The organism is Alicycliphilus denitrificans (genome assembly GCF_044792555.1).
GTDB lineage: Bacteria > Pseudomonadota > Gammaproteobacteria > Burkholderiales > Burkholderiaceae_C > Alicycliphilus > Alicycliphilus denitrificans_A.
This window is the reverse complement of the sequence record NZ_CP126238.1, coordinates 4,058,978-4,079,404: the sequence shown is the minus strand read 5'-3', so window position 1 is coordinate 4,079,404 and position 20,427 is coordinate 4,058,978. Positions and strand designations below refer to the sequence as shown.

General features: G+C 68.2%; 17 protein-coding genes. 10 read left to right on the top strand and 7 right to left on the bottom strand.

Going from position 1 to position 20,427, the window contains the following annotated elements:
• Positions 1-6: 6 nt before the first annotated feature.
• Both P7644_RS19385 and P7644_RS19380 read right to left on the bottom strand, forming a co-directional pair.
• A complete protein-coding gene (locus P7644_RS19385; protein WP_404300878.1) occupies positions 7-651 on the bottom strand; it encodes an OmpA family protein in 645 nt (214 codons plus the stop codon).
• Positions 652-761: 110 nt separating this feature from the next.
• Positions 762-884 (bottom strand): hypothetical protein, encoded by a 123-nt coding sequence (locus tag P7644_RS19380; protein ID WP_404300877.1) that lies wholly within the window; start codon positions 882-884, stop codon positions 762-764.
• On the opposite strand from P7644_RS19380, the gene P7644_RS19375 reads away from it, so the two are divergent.
• Positions 883-2,028, top strand: a complete 1,146-nt coding sequence (locus tag P7644_RS19375; protein WP_404300876.1) for a murein transglycosylase A — start codon at positions 883-885, stop codon at positions 2,026-2,028. The genes P7644_RS19380 and P7644_RS19375 overlap by 2 nt on opposite strands.
• A 108-nt stretch (positions 2,029-2,136) precedes the next feature.
• Here the strand turns inward: P7644_RS19375 and P7644_RS19370 are convergent, their stop codons facing one another.
• Together P7644_RS19370 and P7644_RS19365 are read right to left on the bottom strand one after the other, a co-directional pair.
• Positions 2,137-3,864: an MFS transporter gene (locus tag P7644_RS19370; protein ID WP_404300875.1), complete on the bottom strand. Its 1,728-nt coding sequence runs from the start codon at positions 3,862-3,864 to the stop codon at positions 2,137-2,139.
• A 142-nt stretch (positions 3,865-4,006) separates the two neighbouring features.
• Positions 4,007-4,513 (bottom strand): Lrp/AsnC family transcriptional regulator, encoded by a 507-nt coding sequence (locus tag P7644_RS19365; protein WP_404300874.1) that lies wholly within the window; start codon positions 4,511-4,513, stop codon positions 4,007-4,009.
• 177 nt (positions 4,514-4,690) lie between these two features.
• Between P7644_RS19365 and P7644_RS19360 the strand changes: the two genes are divergently transcribed.
• The 5 genes from P7644_RS19360 to P7644_RS19340 all read left to right on the top strand — a co-directional run bounded on the left by P7644_RS19360 (position 4,691) and on the right by P7644_RS19340 (position 14,234).
• The gene (locus tag P7644_RS19360) at positions 4,691-8,320 is read left to right on the top strand and encodes an indolepyruvate ferredoxin oxidoreductase family protein (RefSeq protein ID WP_404300873.1); all 3,630 of its coding nucleotides are present in this window, start codon (positions 4,691-4,693) and stop codon (positions 8,318-8,320) included.
• A gap of 193 nt (positions 8,321-8,513) precedes the next feature.
• The gene (yajC, locus tag P7644_RS19355) at positions 8,514-8,846 is read left to right on the top strand and encodes a preprotein translocase subunit YajC (protein ID WP_404300872.1); all 333 of its coding nucleotides are present in this window, start codon (positions 8,514-8,516) and stop codon (positions 8,844-8,846) included.
• Positions 8,847-8,934: 88 nt separating this feature from the next.
• Complete coding sequence (gene secD, locus P7644_RS19350) at positions 8,935-10,833, top strand: protein translocase subunit SecD (RefSeq protein WP_404300871.1); 1,899 nt, start codon at positions 8,935-8,937, stop codon at positions 10,831-10,833.
• Positions 10,834-10,926: 93 nt separating this feature from the next.
• Positions 10,927-11,880 (top strand): protein translocase subunit SecF, encoded by a 954-nt coding sequence (secF, locus tag P7644_RS19345; protein ID WP_404300870.1) that lies wholly within the window; start codon positions 10,927-10,929, stop codon positions 11,878-11,880.
• Positions 11,881-11,936: 56 nt separating this feature from the next.
• Positions 11,937-14,234, top strand: a complete 2,298-nt coding sequence (locus P7644_RS19340; RefSeq protein ID WP_404300869.1) for a DUF1631 family protein — start codon at positions 11,937-11,939, stop codon at positions 14,232-14,234.
• A 97-nt stretch (positions 14,235-14,331) separates the two neighbouring features.
• Here the strand turns inward: P7644_RS19340 and recX are convergent, their stop codons facing one another.
• Both recX and recA read right to left on the bottom strand, forming a co-directional pair.
• A complete protein-coding gene (recX, locus tag P7644_RS19335) occupies positions 14,332-14,799 on the bottom strand; it encodes a recombination regulator RecX (RefSeq protein WP_404300868.1) in 468 nt (155 codons plus the stop codon).
• Positions 14,800-14,879: 80 nt separating this feature from the next.
• The gene (gene recA / locus P7644_RS19330) at positions 14,880-15,986 is read right to left on the bottom strand and encodes a recombinase RecA (RefSeq protein ID WP_404300867.1); all 1,107 of its coding nucleotides are present in this window, start codon (positions 15,984-15,986) and stop codon (positions 14,880-14,882) included.
• A gap of 140 nt (positions 15,987-16,126) precedes the next feature.
• Here recA and P7644_RS19325 point away from each other — a divergent pair, with 140 nt between their 5' ends.
• Positions 16,127-16,609, top strand: a complete 483-nt coding sequence (locus P7644_RS19325; RefSeq protein WP_404300866.1) for a MarR family winged helix-turn-helix transcriptional regulator — start codon at positions 16,127-16,129, stop codon at positions 16,607-16,609.
• A gap of 11 nt (positions 16,610-16,620) precedes the next feature.
• Here P7644_RS19325 and P7644_RS19320 read toward each other — a convergent pair whose 3' ends face one another.
• Complete coding sequence (locus P7644_RS19320) at positions 16,621-17,094, bottom strand: winged helix-turn-helix transcriptional regulator (protein WP_404300865.1); 474 nt, start codon at positions 17,092-17,094, stop codon at positions 16,621-16,623.
• A 126-nt stretch (positions 17,095-17,220) separates the two neighbouring features.
• Between P7644_RS19320 and P7644_RS19315 the strand changes: the two genes are divergently transcribed.
• The 3 genes from P7644_RS19315 to P7644_RS19305 all read left to right on the top strand — a co-directional run bounded on the left by P7644_RS19315 (position 17,221) and on the right by P7644_RS19305 (position 20,425).
• Positions 17,221-18,531 (top strand): D-amino acid dehydrogenase, encoded by a 1,311-nt coding sequence (locus P7644_RS19315; protein WP_404300864.1) that lies wholly within the window; start codon positions 17,221-17,223, stop codon positions 18,529-18,531.
• Complete coding sequence (gene alr / locus P7644_RS19310; protein WP_404300863.1) at positions 18,528-19,589, top strand: alanine racemase; 1,062 nt, start codon at positions 18,528-18,530, stop codon at positions 19,587-19,589. Before P7644_RS19315 ends, alr begins: the two co-directional genes overlap by 4 nt.
• A 161-nt stretch (positions 19,590-19,750) precedes the next feature.
• Positions 19,751-20,425, top strand: a complete 675-nt coding sequence (locus tag P7644_RS19305; RefSeq protein WP_404300862.1) for a response regulator — start codon at positions 19,751-19,753, stop codon at positions 20,423-20,425.
• Positions 20,426-20,427: the final 2 nt, after the last annotated feature.

Below are 20,427 nucleotides of genomic sequence, written 5' to 3'. Positions count from 1 at the left end.
GCCCTTTCAGCCCTGTCTTTCACCGACGTAGATCTCCACGCGGCGGTTGCGTGCGCGGCCATCGGCCGTGGCGTTGCTGGCAATGGGCTCGCGTGAGCCGCGGCCCTCGACCTGGATGCGCGTGCCGTTCACGCCGCGGGCCGTGAGGTAGTTGCGCGTGCTCTCGGCGCGGTCCAGCGACAGCGGGTTGTTGATGGCGTCGCTGCCCGTGGCGTCGGTGTGGCCGACGATGCGCACCTCGGCATTCGGGTTGTTGCGCAGCCCCTCGGCAAAGCGGTCCAGGATGGGGCGGAAGTTGGCCTCGATGTCCGCGCGGTTGGTGGCGAACGAGATGTCGCTGGGGATATCGAGCTTGAGCTGGTTGTCCGCCGTCTGCGACACCGTCACGCCCGTGCCCTGCGTGGCGGCCTGCATCTCCTGCTTCTGCTTCTCCATGTGCTGCGACCAGATGTAGGTGCCTAAAGCGCCCACGCCCGCACCGATCACGGCGCCCCGGCCCGCGTTGCCGGACATGGCGCCGATGGCGGCGCCGCCCAGGGCGCCCGCGCCGGCGCCCATGGCCGTGCGGCGCTGGGTGTCGGACATTTCGGCGCAGCCGGTGGTCAGCAGGACGGCGGCGGCGGTACTGATGATGAGAAGAGAGTGGCGCATGTGACGCTCCTTGTAGGCATGGATGTTCATCGCCTGCAAGCGTAGCCGCTGCGACCGGCGCCGGCTGTAAGACTTGGTGCCGGGCGGGGCCTGGCGGGCGCCAACCATGGTCAATCCTCGTTGTCCGGGGAGGACGGCGGCTCGCCGCGCTTGCGGCCCGAGAACATGGTCCACCAGACAATTGCGACCAGGATCACCAGCGCCAGCAGCGCCTCAAGCAAAATCAGCCCCATGAATGTTTGTCTCCCGCGCCTGCTTGTTACCGCACTGATTGTAGGAATCCTGGCGGCCTGCTCCACGCCCGTGCCTGTCGCCCCGCCTGCGCCGACCGCACCGTCCGCGCGGCCGGCGCCCGCGCCGGCTGCGCCCGTGGCCGTGCCGGGCACGCTCACGCAGGCCAAGAGCCGCTGGGTGCCCGTGGCCTGGAGCGAGCTGCCCGGCTTTGACGCCGATGCCCTGCACGAGGCCTGGAACGCCTGGCTGCGCAGCTGCGAGCGTCCGGCGCCGGCCTTTGCGCCGCTGTGCGGCGACGTGCGCCGCCTGAGCATCGCCAGCCCCGGGGAGCAGCGCGGCTGGATCATGCAGCGCCTGCAGCCCTATCGCATCGAGTCGCTGGAGGGCAGCGCCGACGGCCTGCTCACCGGCTATTTCGAGCCGTATCTGGACGCCGCGCGCCAGCCGGGCAATGGCTTTGGTGTGCCTTTGTATGCGCCTCCGGCCGATCTGGCAACGCGCAAACCCTGGTACACGCGCCAGCAGATCGAGACCCTGCGCGAGGCGCAGGCGCAGCTGGCCGGCCGCGCCATCGCCTGGGTGCGCGACCCGGTCGAGGCCCTGGTGCTGCACATCCAGGGCTCGGGCCGGCTGCGCGTGCAGGAGGCCGACGGCAGCCAGCGCCTGGTGCGCCTGGCCTATGCCGGCACCAACGACCAGCCCTACAGGAGCGTGGGCAAGTGGCTGCTGGACCAGGGCCTGGTGCGCGACGCCACCTGGCCCGGCATCAGCGCCTGGGTGGCGCAAAACCCGCAGCGCGTGAACGAGATGCTGTGGTCCAACCCGCGCTATGTGTTCTTCCGCGAGGAGCCGCTGGATGCGCTGGATGCCGCCTTCGGCCCCAAGGGCGCGCAGGGCGTGCCGCTCACGCCCGGGCGCTCGATCGCCGTGGACCGCCAGAGCATCCCCTACGGCACGCCCGTGTGGCTGGCCTCCAGCGGGCCCACGGCCCAGCTGTCGCGCCTGGTGCTGGCGCAGGACACGGGCAGCGCCATCCTGGGCGCCGTGCGCGCCGACTATTTCACGGGCTGGGGCCAGGAGGCGGGCGACATCGCCGGGCGCCTGAAGCAGAACCTGCGTCTGTGGGCCCTGTGGCCGAGATGATGCTATTGAAAATGCAGCTTCTGACGCATGCCGTCAGGTCGTTTCAATCGTAAATGTGCTTGAAATAACCTAATGGCAAGCGCAGGCAGCTATCGATAGAAGAGCACCTCAATCGCCCTCGACCACGTAGCGCGACACCACGGGCGGCGCATCGCCCACATGGAAGGCGTTCTTGCGGTCACGTAGCGCCACGTCGGAGGCCGTGACGCGGTCGAAGCGACGCAGGTGCTCGGTCCAGGACTCGTCCACGATGCGCTCCACGTAGCGGCGCGGGTCGACGATGTCGTGCTGCAGCTCCCAGCTCAGGGCGCCCTGGCGCAGGCGTGCGCGGCGGCTTTCCTGCATCACGGCGCGAAACTCCGCCGCGCGTGGCGGGTGGATCAGGTACTCGATGCTCGTGACCAGGCGCAGGCCGGCGTCCGGCGTGGTTTCGGCCTGGGGCACCTTGAAGGCGCGCGAGGGGCTCAGGTCTTCGTCGCCATGGCGGTCACGCACCAGGCGCAGCACCAGGACCATGGCCAGCACGCCGGTCACTGCGGCCAGCCCCACGCTGACATGCACGCTGCTCATGCCCGCCACTTGCCCCCATAGCGCGGCGCCGGTGGCCATGGCGCCCATGATGGACATCTGGAAGATCGACATGCCACGCGCCCGTACCCAGTTGGGCAGCGCCAGCTGGGCCCGGACGGTGAGCGAGTTGGCGGTGCTGACCCAGGCCGCGCCGGCCAGCACCATGGCGGGCACCGCCACGTACACCGAGGGCGCGACCGCCACCAGCCCCATGCCTAGCGCATGCACCAGGGTGCCGCGCAGCACCAGCGCGTCCGCCGACATCATCTGGCGCAGGCGCGGTATGAACAGCGCCGCGCTCACCGCCCCGGCGCCCATGGCGGCCAGCAGCACGGTGAAGGTGCCGGCGCCGCCGCCGTCCAGCTCGCGCGCCAGCAGGGGCAGCAGCGCCAGCAGGGCGGTGGAGTGCAGGAAGAAGACGGTGATGCGCCAGAGCACGGCGCGCATGCGCGGCGACTCGCGCACGAACTGCAAGCCCACGCGCATGGCGCTGAACAGGCGTTCGCGCCCCAGTGGGCTGGGGGTGTGCTGGCGCCGCCAGCGCATGATGGTGAAGCCGGCCAGCAGCGACAGCACGGCATTGAGCACGAATACCCAGGCGCTGCCGGCGCTGGCGATGATGGCGCCCGCCACCAGCGGGCCGACGATGCGCGAGGCGTTCAGCGCCACGCCGTTGAGCGCCAGCGCCGCGGGCAGCTGGTGGCGCTCCACCAGCTCGGGCACGATGGCGGCAAACACCGGCCAGCGCATGGCCAGGCCGATGCCGTTGATGAAGATCAGGCCCAGCAGCAGATAGGCGTTCAGGCCACCCAGCAGCACGGCCACGCACAGCAGCACCGCCACGGCGGCCACCCAGAACTGGGTGAACATGAAGTAGCGCCGCCGGTCCAGGATGTCGGCCAGTGCCCCGCTGGGCAGTCCCAGCAGGAACACCGGCAGGGTGGAGGCCGTCTGCACCAGCGCCACCAGCGTGGGCGAGGTGGTCAGCGAGGTCATGAGCCAGGCGGCGGCGACATCGTTCATCCAGGTGCAGATGTTGGCCACCACCCAGGTGAGCCAGAGCATGCGGAACACCGGCACCGACAGGGGCGCCAGCGCCGAGGTGTCCGAGCGCTGCGCGGCGCTGCTCTTGAGCGCCGCGGCGGCCGCGGCCTCGGCGGCGTCGGCAATGTCCGAGGCGTAGTTGGGCGTATCCGGCGCTGCATCGGGAGGGACGGCGGCGGTCGGGGCCTGGGGCCCGCTGTCGGAAGCTGGTGGTGGCGGCATGGGTTCAGCATTGTCGCGGGGATGGATCGGTCGCGCCATGGCTGGTCCGGCAGCCACTGGTGGCGCTCGGAAATTCAGGTTTAAAAACGACTCAAACGCTTGTCTGTAAAGCGCAAGAAGCAATGTAATTGATAGCGATGTTTCAGGCCGTGCCGGCGCGTGCAGCGGCCTTGGCCGGCTCCAGGTGGGCCAGCGGCAGGGCCCCGCCGGCCTTGACCTCGCCCAGCGAGAAGCTGGTGTGCATGTCCTTCACGTTGGGCAGGTTCAGCAGCACGGTGCGTGCGAACTGCGAAAAGCTGTCCAGGTCGCGCGCCACCACCTGCAGCTCGAAGGTGCCGGTGCCGCTGATGTAGTGGCAGGACACGACCTCGGGAATCTGCGCTATGGCCTGCTCCATGGTGCGCGTCAGGTCGCCCGTGCTGCGCTCGGCATCCAGGCGCACGAAGGCCAGCACGCCCAGGCCGATCTTGTGGCGATCGATCTCGGCGCGGTAGCCGCGGATGAAGCCGGCCTCCTCCAGCGCGCGCACGCGGCGCCAGCAGGGCGCGGCCGACAGGCCCACGCGCTGGGCCAGCTCGGCATTGGTCAGGCGCGCGTCCTGCTGCAGCTCGCCCAGTATGGCCAGGTCGTATTTATCAAGAGTTTCCATTTTTTGATTGTTTTAGGAAAGATTCTTTCCTGCATCCGGATAAACACGGCAAATAAAGCAAACACATATCAATAGCTAAAGCATACACTGCGCGCCATGGCCTGTGCCCGCCCGCCACCGGCCGATGCGCCGCGCCCATGAGGCCGAACAACACAAAACACCCACGGAGACAAAAGCATGAATGCCCCCTTGCCCGAACATGTGCGCCGCGCGCTGGAGACGGTCACCCTAGAGGATAAGTACACCCTGGAGCAGGGGCGCGCCTTCATGAGCGGCGTGCAGGCCCTGGTGCGCCTGCCCATGCTGCAGCGCCAGCGCGACGCGGCCGCGGGGCTGCACACCGCGGGCTTCATCAGCGGCTACCGCGGTTCGCCGCTGGGCGGCTACGACCAGGCGCTGTGGGGCGCGCGCAAGCATCTGGCGGAGCACCACATCGTCTTCCAGCCCGGCGTGAACGAGGAGCTGGGCGCCACGGCCGTCTGGGGCACGCAGCAGCTGGACCTGTACCCCGAGCAGAAGAAGTACGACGGGGTGTTCGGCATCTGGTACGGCAAGGGGCCGGGCGTGGACCGCAGCTGCGACGTGTTCAAGCACGCCAACATGGCCGGCACGGCGCGCCATGGCGGCGTGATCGCCGTGGCCGGCGACGACCACATCAGCAAGAGCAGCACGGCCGCGCACCAGAGCGACCATATCTTCAAGGCCTGCGGTCTGCCGGTGTTCTTTCCATCGAGCGTGCAGGAGATCCTGGACATGGGCCTGCACGCCTTTGCCATGAGCCGTTTCTCGGGCCTGTGGTCGGGGCTGAAGACGGTGCAGGAGGTGGTGGAGTCGTCGGCCAGCATCTCGGTGGACCCGCAGCGCGTGCGCATCGTGCTGCCCGAGGACTTCGCCATGCCCCCGGGCGGCCTGCACATCCGCTGGCCCGACGCGCCCCTGGAGCAGGAGGCGCGGCTGATGAACTACAAGTGGTATGCGGCCCTGGCCTATGTGCGTGCCAACCGGCTCAACTACAACGTGGTCCAGGGTCCGAGCGACCGCTTCGGGCTGATTGCCAGCGGCAAGGCCTACAACGACATGCGCCAGGCCCTGGTGGACCTGGGCCTGGATGACGCCACCTGCCGCCAGCTGGGCATACGCGTGCACAAGGTCAACGTGGTCTGGCCGCTGGAGGCCGGCATCACGCGCGACTTCGCGCAAGGGCTGCAGGAGATCCTGGTGGTGGAGGAAAAGCGCCAGGTCATCGAATACCAGATCAAGGAGCAGCTCTATAACTGGCGCGCCGACGTGCGCCCGGACGTGCTGGGCAAGTTCGACGAGGTCGAGGGCGACCATAGCGGCGGCGAATGGGGCATGCCCAACCCGAGCCAGAACTGGCTGCTGCGCCCCCAGGCCGACCTGACGCCGGCCATCATCGCCAAGGCCATCGCCCGGCGGCTGAAAAAACTGGGCGTGCCCCAGGACATCGCTGCGCGCATGGACCAGCGCCTGGCCGTGATCGCCGCGCGCGAACGCGGCCTGGCCACCAAGCTTGCCGACACCGGCGAGCGCATGCCCTGGTTCTGCAGCGGCTGCCCGCACAACACCAGCACGCGCGTGCCCGAGGGCTCGCGCGCGGTGGCCGGCATCGGCTGCCACTACATGGCCAACTGGATGCCCGACCGGAACACCAGCACCTTCACCCAGATGGGCGGCGAGGGCGTGACCTGGGTGGGCCAGGCGCCGTTCACCAAGGACCGGCATGTGTTCGCCAACCTGGGCGACGGCACCTACTTCCACAGCGGGCTGCTGGCGATCCGCCAAGCGATAGCCGCGGGCGCCAACATCACCTACAAGATTCTTTACAACGACGCCGTGGCCATGACTGGCGGCCAGCAGGTGGGCGAGCGGCCCGAGGGCCATTCGGTGGCGCAGATCGCCCACAGCCTGCGCGCCGAGGGCGTGGCCAAGCTGGTGGTGGTGACCGACGAGCCCGAGAAGTACCACGGCCGCACGCACCCGGCCAACGCCGCGCGCGCCGGCCACCCCGAGCTGCTCAACGACCTGCCGCCGGGCGTGCAGGTGTTCCACCGCGACGAGCTCGACCGCATCCAGCGCGAGCTGCGCGACACCCCCGGCTGCACCGCGCTGATCTACGACCAGACCTGTGCCACCGAGAAGCGCCGGCGCAGAAAGCGCGGCAAGCTGGCCACGCCGGCCAAGACCGTGCTCATCAACGAGCTGGTGTGCGAGGGCTGCGGCGACTGCTCCGTGCAGTCCAACTGCCTGTCGGTGGAGCCGGTGGAGACCGACTTTGGCAGGAAGCGCCGCATCAACCAGAACAGCTGCAACAAGGACTATTCCTGCGTCAAGGGCTTCTGCCCGAGCTTCGTCACCATCGAGGGCGGATCGCTCAAGAAACCCAAGAAGGAGAAGCGGGGCGAGCTCGCCAGCCTGCCGCCCGTCCCCGAGCCCGCGCTGCCGGCGCTGGATGCCGCCTGGGGCATCGTCGTCGCCGGCGTGGGCGGCACGGGCGTGATCACCATCGGCTCGCTGCTGGGCATGGCCGCGCACCTGGAGGGTAAGGGCGTGGTCACGCAGGATGCGGCGGGCCTGGCGCAAAAGGGCGGCTCCACCTGGAGCCATGTGCAGATCGCGCGCCGCCCCGAGGACATCCACACCACCAAGGTGGACACGGCCAAGGCCGACCTGGTGATCGGCTGCGACCCCATCGTCGCCGCCAACCCGGCGACGCTGGCCGTGATGCAGCCGGGCCGCAGCTTCGTGGCGCTGAACACGCACGGCACGCCCGCCGCGGCCTTCGTGCACAACCCCGACTGGCAGTTCCCTGCCGAGGGCTGCGAGGCCGCGATCGCCGCCGCCGTGGGCCCCGAGCTGCTGGGCGTGTTCGACGCCGAGCAGGCCGCCAGCCAGTTGCTGGGCGACAGCATCTACACCAACCCGCTGATGCTGGGCTACGCCTGGCAGAAGGGCCGCGTGCCGCTGTCCCATGCAGCGCTGATGCGCGCCATGGAACTCAACGGCGTGCAGGTGCAGAACAACCAGGCGGCCTTCGAATGGGGCCGGCGCTGCGCGCACGACCTGGCCGCGGTGCAGGCGCTTTTCTCGTCAGCCCAGCAGGCGGCGCAAGTGATCCAGTTCGTGAAAAAGCCCGGCCTGGTCGAGATCGTCGCCAAGCGCGTGGACTTCCTCACCGGCTACCAGAACGCCGCCTACGCGGCCGAGTACCAGGCCTTCGTGGACAAGGTGCGCGCGGCCGAGGAGAAGCTGGGCCAGGGCACGCGCCTGGCCGAGGCCGTGGCGCGCTACCTGTTCAAGCTCATGGCCTACAAGGACGAGTACGAGGTGGCGCGCCTGCACACCGATGCGGCCTTCACGCAAAAGATCGGTGACATGTTCGAGGGCGACTACCGGATCGTCCACCACCTCGCGCCGCCGGCAACGGCCAGCAAGGACGACCAGGGCCACCCGATCAAGAAGGCCTACGGCCCCTGGATGCGCAAGGCCCTGGGCCTGCTGGCCGGGCTCAAGGGCCTGCGCGGCACGGCGCTCGACCCCTTCGGCAGGACCGAGGAGCGCAGGACGGAGCGCGCCCTGATCCAGGAATACCGCGCCTGCATCGACGAGCTGCTGACGGGCCTGACGGCCGAGCGGCTGGCGCTGGCAGTGGAGATCGCGCGCACTCCCGAGGACATCCGCGGCTATGGCCATGTGAAGCAGCGCCACCTGCAGGCGGCGCGCAAGAAGTGGTTTGCCCTCATGGACCGCTGGCGCGCCCCGGCCCAGGTGCCCCGTAAAACGGCCTGAAGTACATCATTTTTCATAGCTGCCAGCGCTTTACTGATAAGCGCTGCCGCCATTTTTAATGCAAGTCCCGGCGCGCTGCGGGCCTTGCCGCATGGCGGCGGCTGCGTGCCGAATACAATCACCCGTTGCCCTCGCGGCAGGCCCCGCGGGGCGTGTCGGACCATCCATCCCCTGTTTGAGTGGAGTTTCTCCCGTGTTTATTTCTTCCGCCTTTGCCCAGACCGCACCCGCCGCCGCCGCCGAGGGGGGCCTGATGGGCTCGCTCACCGGCATGCTGCCGCTGGTGCTGATGTTCGTGGTGCTGTACTTCATCATGATCCGGCCCCAGATGAAGCGCCAGAAGGAGCACCGCGCCATGATCGACGCCCTGGCCAAGGGCGACGAGGTGGCCACGGCCGGCGGCCTGCTGGGCAAGGTCACGGGCCTGTCCGAGGGCTATATCCAGCTGGAGATCGCCAGCGGCGTGCAGGTGCAGGTGCAGCGCAGCGCCGTGACCCAGGTGCTGCCCAAGGGCACGGTCAAGTAAACCGGCACTATCCCTAGGCCTGCGGGCCTGCTTTCTTGGGGTGGATGGGTGCAGGCCCGCCACCCCATAGGTATTGAAGAGCGCGATCATGAACCGTTATCCGGTCTGGAAGTACGCGATCCTGGTGGTCGTGCTGCTGATAGGGGCCTTGTACACCCTGCCCAATTTCTTCGGCGAGGCGCCTGCCGTGCAGGTGTCCTCGGCCAAGACCTCCATCAAGGTCGATGCGGCGCTCAAGCAGCGCGTCGAGGAGGTGCTCAAGGCCGCGGGCGTGAGCCCCGATACCGTGTCTCTGGACGGCAACTCCGTGCGCGCGCGCTTTGACACGCCGGACAACCAGCTCAAGGCCAAGGATGCGATCCAGAAGGCGCTGGTACCCGACGCCGCCGACCCGGCCTACATCGTCGCGCTGAACCTCGTGTCGCGCTCGCCCGACTGGCTCACCGCCATCAACGCCCGCCCCATGTACCTGGGACTGGATCTGCGCGGCGGCGTGCACTTCATGCTGCAGGTGGACATGCAGGCGGCGCTGACGAAGAAGGCCGAGTCCTATGCGGGCGACCTGCGCACCACGCTGCGCGAGAAGAACATCCGCCACGGCGGCATCAGCCGCGATGGCCAGGCCGTGGACATCCGCGTGCGCGACGAGGCCACGCTGACTGCGGCGCGCAACCTGATCGCCGACCAGTTCCCGGACCTGGTGGCCGTCAGCAGCCCCAATGGCGAGGGCTTCCAGCTGCGCGCCACCATCAAGCCCGAGGCCCTGCGCAAGGTGCAGGAGCAGGCCCTGAAGCAGAACATGGTCACGCTGCACAACCGCATCAACGAGCTCGGCGTGGCTGAGCCCGTGATCCAGCAGCAGGGCCTGGACCGCATCGTGGTGCAGCTGCCCGGCGTGCAGGACACGGCCAAGGCCAAGGACATCCTGGGGCGCACCGCCACGCTGGAGGTGCGCATGGTGGACGAGGGCACCGAGGCGCGCGCCGCCGAGCTGGGCACCGGCCCCGTGCCCTTCGGCGCCGAGAAATACCTGGACAGGAACGGCCAGGCCGTGATCGTCAAGAAGCAGGTCATCCTCACGGGCGAGAACCTGACTGACGCGCAGCCGGGCTTTGACGGCCAGACCCAGGAGCCCACCGTGAACCTGACGCTGGACGCCAAGGGTTCGCGCATCTTCAAGGACGTGACGCGCGAGAACATCGGCAAGCGCATGGCCATCGTGCTGTTCGAGAAGGGCAAGGGCGAGGTCGTCACGGCACCGGTGATCCGTAGCGAGATCGGTGGCGGCCGCGTGCAGATTTCCGGCCGCATGACCACCGCCGAGGCCAACGACACGGCCCTGCTGCTGCGCGCCGGCTCGCTCGCCGCGCCCATGGAGATCATCGAGGAATACACCATAGGCCCGAGCCTGGGCGCGGACAACATCGACCGCGGCATCCACTCCGTGGTCTGGGGCATGGCGGCCATTGCGGCCTTCATGTGCGTGTACTACATGCTGTTCGGCGTGTTCTCCACCGTGGCCCTGGGCATGAACGTGCTGCTCCTGATTGCCGTGCTGTCCATGCTGCAGGCCACGCTGACCCTGCCCGGCATCGCCGCCATGGCGCTGGCGCTGGGGGTGGCCATCGACTCCAACGTGCTCATCAACGAACGCATCCGCGAGGAGCTGCGCGCGGGCGTGGCCCCGCAGGCGGCGATTGCCGCCGGCTACGAGCGCGCCTGGGCCACCATCCTGGACTCCAACGTCACCACGCTGATCGCCGGCCTGGCGCTGCTGGCCTTCGGCACGGGGCCGGTGCGCGGCTTTGCCGTGGTGCACTGCATCGGCATCCTGACCAGCATGTTCTCGGCCGTGTTCTTCTCGCGCGGCCTGGTCAACCTCTGGTACGGGCGCCAGAAAAAGCTCAAGAGCGTGGCCATCGGCCAGGTCTGGAAGCCGGAGGGCGACGGGCATCGTTCCGTGGCCGGCCGCTCCAGCAACGACTAAGGGGAAGGCATCGTGGAATCTTTAGTTCCAGCATCACATGCGCTGCGCGCATATGAGCCTCCTCTGAAAATTCCAGCACAAGGATAAGAAGTCATGGAATTTTTCCGCATCAAAAAAGACATCCCGTTCATGAAATACGCGTTGGTGCTCAACGCGATTTCCTTCATCACCTTCGCCCTGGCGGTGTTCTTCCTGGTCACGCGCGGCCTGCACCTGTCGGTGGAGTTCACCGGCGGCACCGTCATGGAGGTGGCCTACCAGCAGACGGCCGATACGGGCAAGGTGCGCGACCAGGTGGCGGCGCTGGGCTATCCCGACGTGGTGGTGCAGAACTTCGGCACCTCGCGCGACGTGATGATCCGCCTGCCGGTGCAAAAGGGCGTGACCTCGGCCCAGCAAAGCGAGCAGGTACTGGCGGCGCTCAAGGCGCAGGATCCCGGGGTGACGCTGCGGCGCACCGAGTTCGTCGGCCCGCAGGTCGGCGAGGAGCTGGTGCACGGCGGCCTGATGGCCCTGGGCATGGTGGTGCTCGGGATCGTCATCTACCTGGCGCTGCGCTTCGAGTGGAAGTTCGGCGTCGCGGCCATCATCGCCAACCTGCACGACGTGGTCATCATCCTGGGCTTCTTCGCGTTCTTCCAGTGGGAGTTTTCGCTCTCGGTGCTGGCCGGCGTGCTGGCGGTGCTGGGCTACTCGGTGAACGAATCGGTGGTGATCTTCGACCGGATCCGCGAAACCTTCCGCAGGTTCCGCAAGCTCAGCACGCACGAGGTCATCGACCACGCCATCACCTCGACCATGAGCCGCACCATCATCACCCACGCCTCGACCGAGGCCATGGTGCTGTCCATGTTCTTCTTCGGCGGCCCCAGCCTGCACTATTTCGCGCTGGCGCTGACCATCGGCATCCTGTTCGGCATCTACTCCTCGGTGTTCGTGGCCGCGGCCATCGCCATGTGGCTGGGCGTCAAGCGCGAGGATCTGGTCAAGGCCTCGGTGCGCAAGGAGGACGACCCCAACGATCCGAATTCCGGCGCCGTCGTCTGAACACCTGCCTGCGCGCACCACGGCGGCGTAGGCGCTGCGGCTAATATCGAGGGCCTATGGATCTCAAGCCCACCACCACCGATCACCGGCGCCTGGCCCAGCTGGCGCGCCAACGCTTCGTGGAAGGCTTGTGCGCCGGTTTGCCGGCGCTGGACAACAGGGTGCACGAGTTCTTGACCGAGCTCATGGGCCAGACCGCGACGCAGCGCGAGATGCAGCAGCGCCGCGATGCCTGGATGAGCTACCAGGCCCACCGCAAGGCCTGGATCGAGCTCGTCACGCGCGCCTGGCGCGAGGCACTCCTGCCGCAGTCCGCCACCGCGGCCATGCCGCTGGACGGCGGGCTGGAGCTGGTTGGCGACGATGTGGTCGAGAACAAGCTGCTGGCCTCGCGCATCGCGCTCACCGTGGTCGAGCATGTGGGCGCGCCCTTCGATGCCGCGCGCCAGCGCACCCAGTACCTGGAGGGCCGTGAGCTGTCCGGCCGCGACGTTTTGCGCCCCGAGACCCTGTGCCTGAGGCTTGTCGAGCCGTGGCTGGAGGCGGGTCTCAAGCGCGAGGACATGCAGCTGGTGCTCGATCCCCTGCAGCGCCAGCTCGGCGAGCTGGCGCTGGCGCAGTACCAGGCGCTGGCCAGGCTGTATGACCAACAGGGCGTGGCAGCGGCCGAGGGCTTGCGTGCGCTGGTGCGCCGCCCCCTGGGCACGGGAGCGAGCCGGCACGGCGCCCTGGGTCCGGACAGTGGCGGGGCCACGCTCGGGCGCGAGACGCCCTTCCCCGCCACCCTGGTGGCGCAACCCGGCGCCATGCCTGCACCCAAGGCCGGTGCGCGGCCCGGGGCGGCCGGCTTGGCCAACCCGCTGGCCTACGCGCGCCAGCGCGCCCAGGGGGTCATGGTGCAGCTGCGCCGCCTGCTGACGCTGCCGCTCACGGGCGGCGACATGGCGCAGGCCCCGCCCGCCTCGCCGGCGCTGGTGCATGCGCTGGCCGATGAGCGTGTGGCGGCCGACCTGTACTACAGCGACATGGCCACTTTGGTGGAGGATTACAGCCCGCAGGCCGTGGTGCATGTCGCCCAGGTGGTGCGCGAGCGCGCGGCCGAATTCAAGAAGAAGGCCGGCACGGCCAGCGAAAAGGCCATCATCGAGGTGGTGGCGCTGATGTTCCAGAGCATCCTGAGCGAGGACCGCATACCGCCCGCGGTGCGCGTGTGGTTTGCGCGCCTGCAGGTGCCGGTGCTGCGCGTGGCCCTGGCCGAGCCCGAGTTCTTCAGCGATCTCGCCCATCCCGCGCGCCAGCTCATCGACCGCATGGGCTCCTGCGTGCTCGGCTTTGACGCCAGCGCCATCGGCGGCACGGCGCTGGAGACCGAGGTGCGCCGCATCGTGCAGGTCATCGAGCAATACCCAGAGACCGGCAAGCGCGTATTCGAACTGGTGCTCGCCGAGTTCGAGAAATTCCTCGCCAAGTTCCTGACCGAGCGCCAGAGCACCTCGCGCATCGTCAGCGTGGCCCAGCAGGTCGAGCAGCGCGAGACGCTGGCGATCCAGTACACCATCGAGCTGCGCAACCTGCTCAAGGACATGCCGGTGCGCGACGAGATCCGTGAATTCCTGTTCAAGTCCTGGGCCGAGGTGCTGGCCATGTCGGCCGTGCGCGACGGCCCGCAGCATGCCGACACCGTGGCCTACAAGCAGGCGGCAGTGGATCTGGTGTGGGCCGCCAGCGCCAAGCCCAATCGCGCCGACCGCACCCGCGTCATACAGCAGCTGCCCGCGCTGCTGCAGCGCCTGCGCCAGGGCCTGGTGCTGACCGGCGTGACGGGCGCGCCGCAGGATGCGCAGATCAAGCTGCTCACCGACACCCTGGCCGAGGCCTTCCTGTCCAAGACGGCGTCCATCGCGCAGGAGCATATCGACGCCATGGCCAGGCGCCTGGCGAACCTGGAGGACTTCATCAGCGAGGACATGCTGGGCGACATGCCGCTGAGTGCCGACAACATCGAGCTGCTGCTGGGCATAGACGCCTCGGCCATCCACGTCATCGCTGACAACGGCGTGCCGGTGCCGGAGGATGTGCTGGCCTGGGCGCAGCGGCTGCCGCTGGGGGTCTGGTTCACGGTGGACCACAACGGCGCGTCGGCGCATGTGCAGTATGTCTGGCACAGCCGGCGCAAGCAGCTGCACCTGTTTGCGGCCATGGATGGCAGCAGCTACCTGCTGCAGCTCAAGCGCCTGGGGGCCTACCTCCAGGCCGGGCTGCTGGTGGCGCAGGAGGAGGAAAGCCTGACCCTGCGCGCCACGCGCGATGCGCTCACCAAGCTCGACGCCAATCCCGAGCGCTTATTCGAGTAAACGCAGCCGTCCGCCGGCTCTCCTCCTCTCTTCCCGACGCTGAACAGAGGCCTTCGGCGCATCACGCGGTTTCATGCCCGGCCGCAGTCGCCGCTGGCTACTCGCCGTCGTCGCCCCGCATTGCGCCTTGAACCACGCGGCGCACCACGTCGGCGGCGAAGCCGCGCGCGGCCAGAAAGCGCATCTGGCGTGCGCGCTCCTGGGGCGTGCTGGCGGGCGGGGCGCCGCCAAAGCGCTGGCGCCACACGGCACGGGCGCGCTGCAGCTCGGTGCCGGCCAGCTGCGCGGCGGTGGCGCGCACCAGCTCTTCATCCAGGCCCTTGCGGCGCAGCTCCTGCAGTACGCGCTGGCTGCCGAAGCGCGGGGCGCGGCGGTGCAGCACGGATTCGGCCACACGCTCGGCGTTGATGAAGTCCCTGGCCTGCAGCTCATCAAGCAGTGCGGCCAGGTCTTCGCCCTCCTGCACATGGGGGCCGAGCTTGGCCTCCAGCTCGCTGCGCGAATGCTCGCGCTGCGCCAGCAGGCGCAGCGCGCGGGCCTTGAGCGAGAGCCTGGCAAATCCCATGAATGCTCTGTAAAAAGTAGCTGCTAACGCTTAATGGGCAAGCGTTAGAGGTAATTTTTACCAATAATTAAAGGCACCGTTCAGGCCTCGGCCTCGGCGGCCTTGTCGGCCTTCTTGCCGCGCGCGGGCTTGTCCTCGGGCGCCTGCGCCGCACCGCTGGTGGGCAGCAGGGCGATGCCCAGGCTGTCGCGCACCTTGTTCTCGATCTCCACGGCCAGGCCGGGGTTTTCGCGCAGGAACTCGCGCGCGTTGTCGCGGCCCTGGCCGATCTTTTCACCGTTGTAGGCGTACCAGGCGCCGCTCTTCTCCAGGATGCGCGCGTTCACGCCCATGTCGATGATCTCGCCCTCGCGCGAGATGCCCTCGCCGAACAGGATGTCGAACTCGGCCTGCTTGAACGGGGGCGAGACCTTGTTCTTCACCACCTTCACGCGGGTCTCGTTGCCTATGGCCTCGTCGCCCTTCTTGATGGTGCCGGTGCGGCGGATATCCAGGCGCACCGAGGCGTAGAACTTGAGCGCGTTGCCGCCCGTCGTGGTTTCGGGGCTGCCGAACATGACGCCGATCTTCATGCGGATTTGGTTGATGAAGATGACCATGCAGTTGGTCTTCTTGATCGTGGCCGTGAGCTTGCGCAGCGCCTGGCTCATCAGGCGCGCCTGCAGGCCGGGCAGGGCGTCGCCCATCTCGCCCTCGATCTCGGCCTTCGGCACCAGGGCGGCGACCGAGTCCACCACGATCAGGTCCACCGCGCCGGAGCGCACCAGGCTGTCCACGATCTCCAGCGCCTGCTCGCCGGTATCGGGCTGGCTGATCAGGATGTCGTTCAGATTCACGCCGAGCTTCTGCGCGTACTGGGTGTCGAGCGCGTGCTCGGCGTCGATGAAGGCGCAGGTGCCGCCGAGCTTTTGCATCTCGGCGATCACCTGCAGCGTCAGCGTGGTCTTGCCCGAGGACTCCGGTCCGTAGATCTCGACCACGCGCCCGCGCGGCAGGCCGCCCACGCCCAGGGCGATGTCCAGGCCCAGCGAGCCGGTGGAGACGACCTGGATGTCCTGCACCTGCTCGCCTTCGCCCAGGCGCATGATGGTGCCCTTGCCGAACTGCTTCTCGATCTGGGCCAGCGCGGCCTGCAGGGCCTTGGCCTTTTCGCTCTGGTCGACGGCGGTCTTGACGGTGGTGTCCATGGAATTGCTCCTCTTGGTGGCCATAGTGCTTTCGGGTGAAACTGTTTCGATCAACAGTCTGTATGTGTGAACAGTAGTTTAGGGTGCTCGCATTCTATCCGGAAGATATTTTTAGTCAGTTTGCCTGACAATATGCGTCCATGAATCCGCTCCAGCCCCTTCATGGCGACGATTGGCGCCTGACCCATCTGGGCCGGCTGCTGGGCCATGCCCTGCGCCGTTTTGACGCGCGCGTGCTGCAGCTCATGGCGCGCGATGTGCAGGTGCCGCTGGCGCTGTCCAACCTGGCGGCGCGCGAGCAGGTGAGCGCCGCGCATATTCACATCACACGGCATCTCTCGCTGAAGGGTGACCGCCTGACCGACCTGGCCGAGCGCGCGGGCATGGCCAAGCAGTCCATGGCCAAGCTGGTGGATCAATGCGAGGCCTGGGGCCTGGTCACGCGCGAGGACGACGCGCACGATGCGCGCGCGCGGCGGGTGTGCTTCACGCCCGCGGGCCTGGCCTGGCTGGCGGCCTTTCGCGCTGCCGTGGCGCAGGCCGAAGCGGAATTCCGTGCCGAGGTGGGGGATGAGGTTGCCACCGTCGTGGCGCTGGGGTTGGAGGCCTATGCGAACGGCTGATGGCCCTGCGGTTATCGGCCCCGATCCACTGGCACGACGAAGCTCTCCTTGACCTCCTCCATCACCACATAGCTGTTGGACTGCGCCGGCACGGGCATCTGCTGCAGTATCGACCCGAGCAGGCTGCGGTATTCCGACATGCCGGCCAGGCGTGCCTTGACCAGGTAATCGAAGCTGCCCGAGATCAGGTGGCATTCCAGCACCTCGGGCATGTTCTGCAGCTCGTCGCGCACCTTCTTGAAGATCTGCTCGGACTTCTGCGCCAGCGTGATCTCCACGAACACCAGCAGGTTCTTGCCCAGGGCCGCGGGGTTCACGCGCGCGTGGTAGCCGGTGATCACGCCCTGGGACTCCAGGCGCTTCACGCGCTGCGAGCAGGGCGAGGTGGACAGGCCCACGCGCTCGCCCAGCTCGGTCATGGTCAGGCGGCCGTCCTGCTGCAAAAGATCCAGGATGCGGCGGTCTATGGAGTCGAGTTCAGACATTGCTGCAAAGGAGGGAATTTTTGAATCAAAACAGCAAACATTGCTGTTTAAAGGCTTAATTTCAGCAAAAGATTAGCATGAAAATCCATAAAGTCACGATCATTCATCGAACATCGGAGACAAGCCATGAAAGTTGTAGTCCTGGGCTCTGGCGTGATCGGCGTCACCACCGCCTACTACCTGGCCCGTGCCGGCGCCGAAGTGACCGTGATCGACCGCCAGGAGGGGCCGGCGCTCGATACCAGCTTTGCGAATGCGGGCCAGGTCTCGTTCGGCTACTCCACGCCCTGGGGCGCGCCCGGCATCCCGACCAAGGCGCTGAAGTGGATGTTCGAAAAGCACGCGCCGCTGTCCATCCGCCCCGATGGCTCTTTGTTCCAGCTGCGCTGGATGGCGCAGATGCTGCGCAACTGCTCGGCCGAGCGCTACGCCGTGAACAAGGAGCGCATGCTGCGCCTGTCCAACTACAGCCGCCAGTGCATCGCCCAGCTGCGCCGCGACACCGGCATTGAGTACGAGGGGCGCCAGGCCGGCACGCTGCAGCTGTTCCGCGCGCAAAAACAGCTGGAGCAGGCCGGGCGCGACATCGCCGTGCTCAAGGAATGCGGCATCGCCTACGAACTGCTCGACGCCAAGGGCGTGTGCCAGGCTGAGCCGGCGCTGGCCCGGGCCGGCGCTCCCATCGCCGGCGGCCTGCGCCTGCCGCAGGACGAGACCGGCGACTGCTACAAGTTCACCAACGCCCTGGCGCGCATGGCGCAGGAACTGGGCGTGAAGTTCCGCTTTGGCACCAGCGTCGACTGGCTGCTGTTCGACGGCCAGGGCGCGGTGAATGGCGTGCAGCTGGCCACGCCGGACCGGGAGGTGGTCAAGGCCGACCGCTATGTGCTGGCCATGGGCAGCTATTCGCGCCAGCTGCTGCTCTCCAGCGGGCTGGACATCCCTGTCTACCCGGTCAAGGGCTACTCGCTCACCATTCCGATCCAGGACGAGGCGCTGGCGCCCGTCTCCACGGTGCTCGACGAGACCTACAAGATCGCGCTGACGCGCTTTGACAATCGCATCCGCGTGGGCGGCATGGCCGAGCTGTCGGGCTTCGACAAGACATTGCGGGCGCAGCGCCGCGCCACGCTGGAGATGGTCACGCGCCAGCTGTTCCCCGGCGGTGACCTTGCGCGCGCCGAGTTCTGGACCGGCCTGCGCCCCATGACGCCCGACAGCACGCCCATCGTCGGCCGCACGCCGCATAAGAACCTGTACCTGAACACGGGCCACGGCACGCTGGGCTGGACCATGGCCTGCGGCTCGGGCCAACTGCTGGCCGACATCGTCACCGGGCGCAAGACCGATATCTCCACCGAAGGCCTGTCCGTGGACCGCTACCTGGGCAGCGCCCCGGCCCTGCATGGGCGGACTGCGGCCGGCAGCGCGGCATGAGCCGCCCGGCCCTGGCGCAGCTCGACCTGGCCGCGCTGCGCGCCAACTACGCCCACGCCAAGGCCGCGCATGGCGGCAAGGTGGCGGCCACGCTCAAGGCCAACGCCTATGGCCACGGTGCCGTGGAATGCGCCCAGGCCCTGGCCGGCGTGGCCGACGCCTTTGCCGTGGCCTTCGTGCAGGAGGCCATGGCGCTGCGCGAGGCGGACATCCAGCAGCCCATCCTGGTGCTTGAGGGTGCCTTCGGCATGGGCGATGTGGAGCTGGCGCAGCGGCATGGGTTGTGGCTGGTGGTGCACCAGGAAGAGCAGCTCTGCATGCTCGAATCCCTGCGCGGCGGTGCACGCGTGCAGGCCTGGCTCAAGATCGACACCGGCATGCACCGCGCCGGCGTGGCGCCGCACGAGGCCCGGGCCCTGTGGCAGCGCCTGGCCGACTGCGGGCAGGTGGCCGGCACCACGCTGATGACGCACCTGGCCTCGGCCGATGAACCCGACAACCCGGCAACGCAAAGGCAGCTCGCCGTCTTCGAGGCTGCCACGCGGGGCCTGCCCGGGCCGCGCAGCATTGCCAACTCGGCCGGCGTGCTGGGCTGGAAGGGTGCGCACCAGGACTGGGCGCGGCCCGGCATCATGCTCTACGGCGCCGACCCGCGCGGCACGCCTTCCGATGTGCTGCAGCCCGTGATGCAGCTGACCAGCGAGGTCTTCGCCGAACGCTGGATCGCCGCGGGCGAGGCCCTGGGCTATGGCGGCAGCTTCATCGCCGAGCGGCTCACGCGCGTGGGGCTGGTGGCCCTGGGCTATGCCGACGGCTACCCGCGCGCGGCGCACACGGGCACGCCGGTGGCGGTCGATGGCCGCGCCAGCCGCATCATTGGCCGCGTGGCCATGGACATGCTGACGGTGGACTTGACCGATCTGCCCGAGGCCGGAGCGGGCTCGCAGGTCGAGCTGTGGGGGCGGCAGGTGAGTGTGAACACCGTGGCTGCGGCGGCGGGCACCATCGCCTATGAGCTGCTGTGCAATGTCAAGCGGGTGCGGCGGGAGTACCAGTAACCCCATCGTTCAAGCGACGGTCAGAAACCGTGCGGCACCCGTGTCAGCCACCCCTCGTCGGGCCGGCGCCGGTCGAAGGCGGGCGCGGCCATAGCTCCTAGAATCGGCCATGGGGCCAGGCCGCATTGCCGGTGCCCCGCGGACTCTAGGAGACACCACCCATGCGCATCCTCATCGCCGAAGACGACCAGGTACTGGCCGACGGCCTGCTGCGCACGCTGCGCGGCTCGGGCGCTGTCGTGGACCATGTGGCCAGCGGCAGCGAGGCTGATGCCGCGCTGCTCACCAACCACGAGTTCGACCTGCTGATCCTGGACCTGGGCCTGCCCAGGATGCACGGGCTGGAGGTCTTGAAGCGCCTGCGCGGGCGCGGTTCGGCGCTGCCGGTGCTAATCCTCACCGCGGCCGACAGCATCGAGGAGCGGGTCAAGGGCCTGGACCTGGGCGCCGACGACTACATGGCCAAGCCCTTCGCACTGTCGGAGCTGGAGGCGCGCGTGCGCGCGCTCACGCGCCGCGGCATGGGCGGCACCAGCGCCACCATCAAGCACGGCCCGCTGGTCTACGACCAGGCCGGGCGCGTGGCCACCATCGACGGCAAGATGGTGGAGCTGTCGGCGCGCGAGCTGGGCCTCTTGGAGGTGCTCTTGCAGCGCGCCGGCCGCCTGGTGAGCAAGGAGCAGCTCGTCGAGCGCCTGTGCGAGTGGGGCGAGGAGGTGAGCAACAACGCCATCGAGGTCTACATCCACCGCCTGCGCAAGAAGATAGAAAAAGGCCCGATCCGCATCGCCACCGTGCGCGGCCTGGGCTACTGCCTGGAAAAGATTTCTGGCTGATG

Coding starts and splice junctions, on each gene's coding strand:
- P7644_RS19370 (WP_404300875.1), bottom strand. CDS start 3,864: ATGCCGCCACCACCAGCTTCCGACAGCGGGCCCCAGGCCCCGACCGCC.
- alr (WP_404300863.1), top strand. CDS start 18,528: ATGAGCCGCCCGGCCCTGGCGCAGCTCGACCTGGCCGCGCTGCGCGCC.
- P7644_RS19325 (WP_404300866.1), top strand. CDS start 16,127: ATGAATCCGCTCCAGCCCCTTCATGGCGACGATTGGCGCCTGACCCAT.
- P7644_RS19375 (WP_404300876.1), top strand. CDS start 883: ATGAATGTTTGTCTCCCGCGCCTGCTTGTTACCGCACTGATTGTAGGA.
- P7644_RS19380 (WP_404300877.1), bottom strand. CDS start 884: ATGGGGCTGATTTTGCTTGAGGCGCTGCTGGCGCTGGTGATCCTGGTC.
- recX (WP_404300868.1), bottom strand. CDS start 14,799: ATGGGATTTGCCAGGCTCTCGCTCAAGGCCCGCGCGCTGCGCCTGCTG.
- recA (WP_404300867.1), bottom strand. CDS start 15,986: ATGGACACCACCGTCAAGACCGCCGTCGACCAGAGCGAAAAGGCCAAG.
- P7644_RS19340 (WP_404300869.1), top strand. CDS start 11,937: ATGGATCTCAAGCCCACCACCACCGATCACCGGCGCCTGGCCCAGCTG.
- secD (WP_404300871.1), top strand. CDS start 8,935: ATGAACCGTTATCCGGTCTGGAAGTACGCGATCCTGGTGGTCGTGCTG.
- secF (WP_404300870.1), top strand. CDS start 10,927: ATGGAATTTTTCCGCATCAAAAAAGACATCCCGTTCATGAAATACGCG.
- P7644_RS19320 (WP_404300865.1), bottom strand. CDS start 17,094: ATGTCTGAACTCGACTCCATAGACCGCCGCATCCTGGATCTTTTGCAG.
- P7644_RS19305 (WP_404300862.1), top strand. CDS start 19,751: ATGCGCATCCTCATCGCCGAAGACGACCAGGTACTGGCCGACGGCCTG.
- P7644_RS19385 (WP_404300878.1), bottom strand. CDS start 651: ATGCGCCACTCTCTTCTCATCATCAGTACCGCCGCCGCCGTCCTGCTG.
- P7644_RS19315 (WP_404300864.1), top strand. CDS start 17,221: ATGAAAGTTGTAGTCCTGGGCTCTGGCGTGATCGGCGTCACCACCGCC.
- P7644_RS19360 (WP_404300873.1), top strand. CDS start 4,691: ATGAATGCCCCCTTGCCCGAACATGTGCGCCGCGCGCTGGAGACGGTC.
- P7644_RS19365 (WP_404300874.1), bottom strand. CDS start 4,513: ATGGAAACTCTTGATAAATACGACCTGGCCATACTGGGCGAGCTGCAG.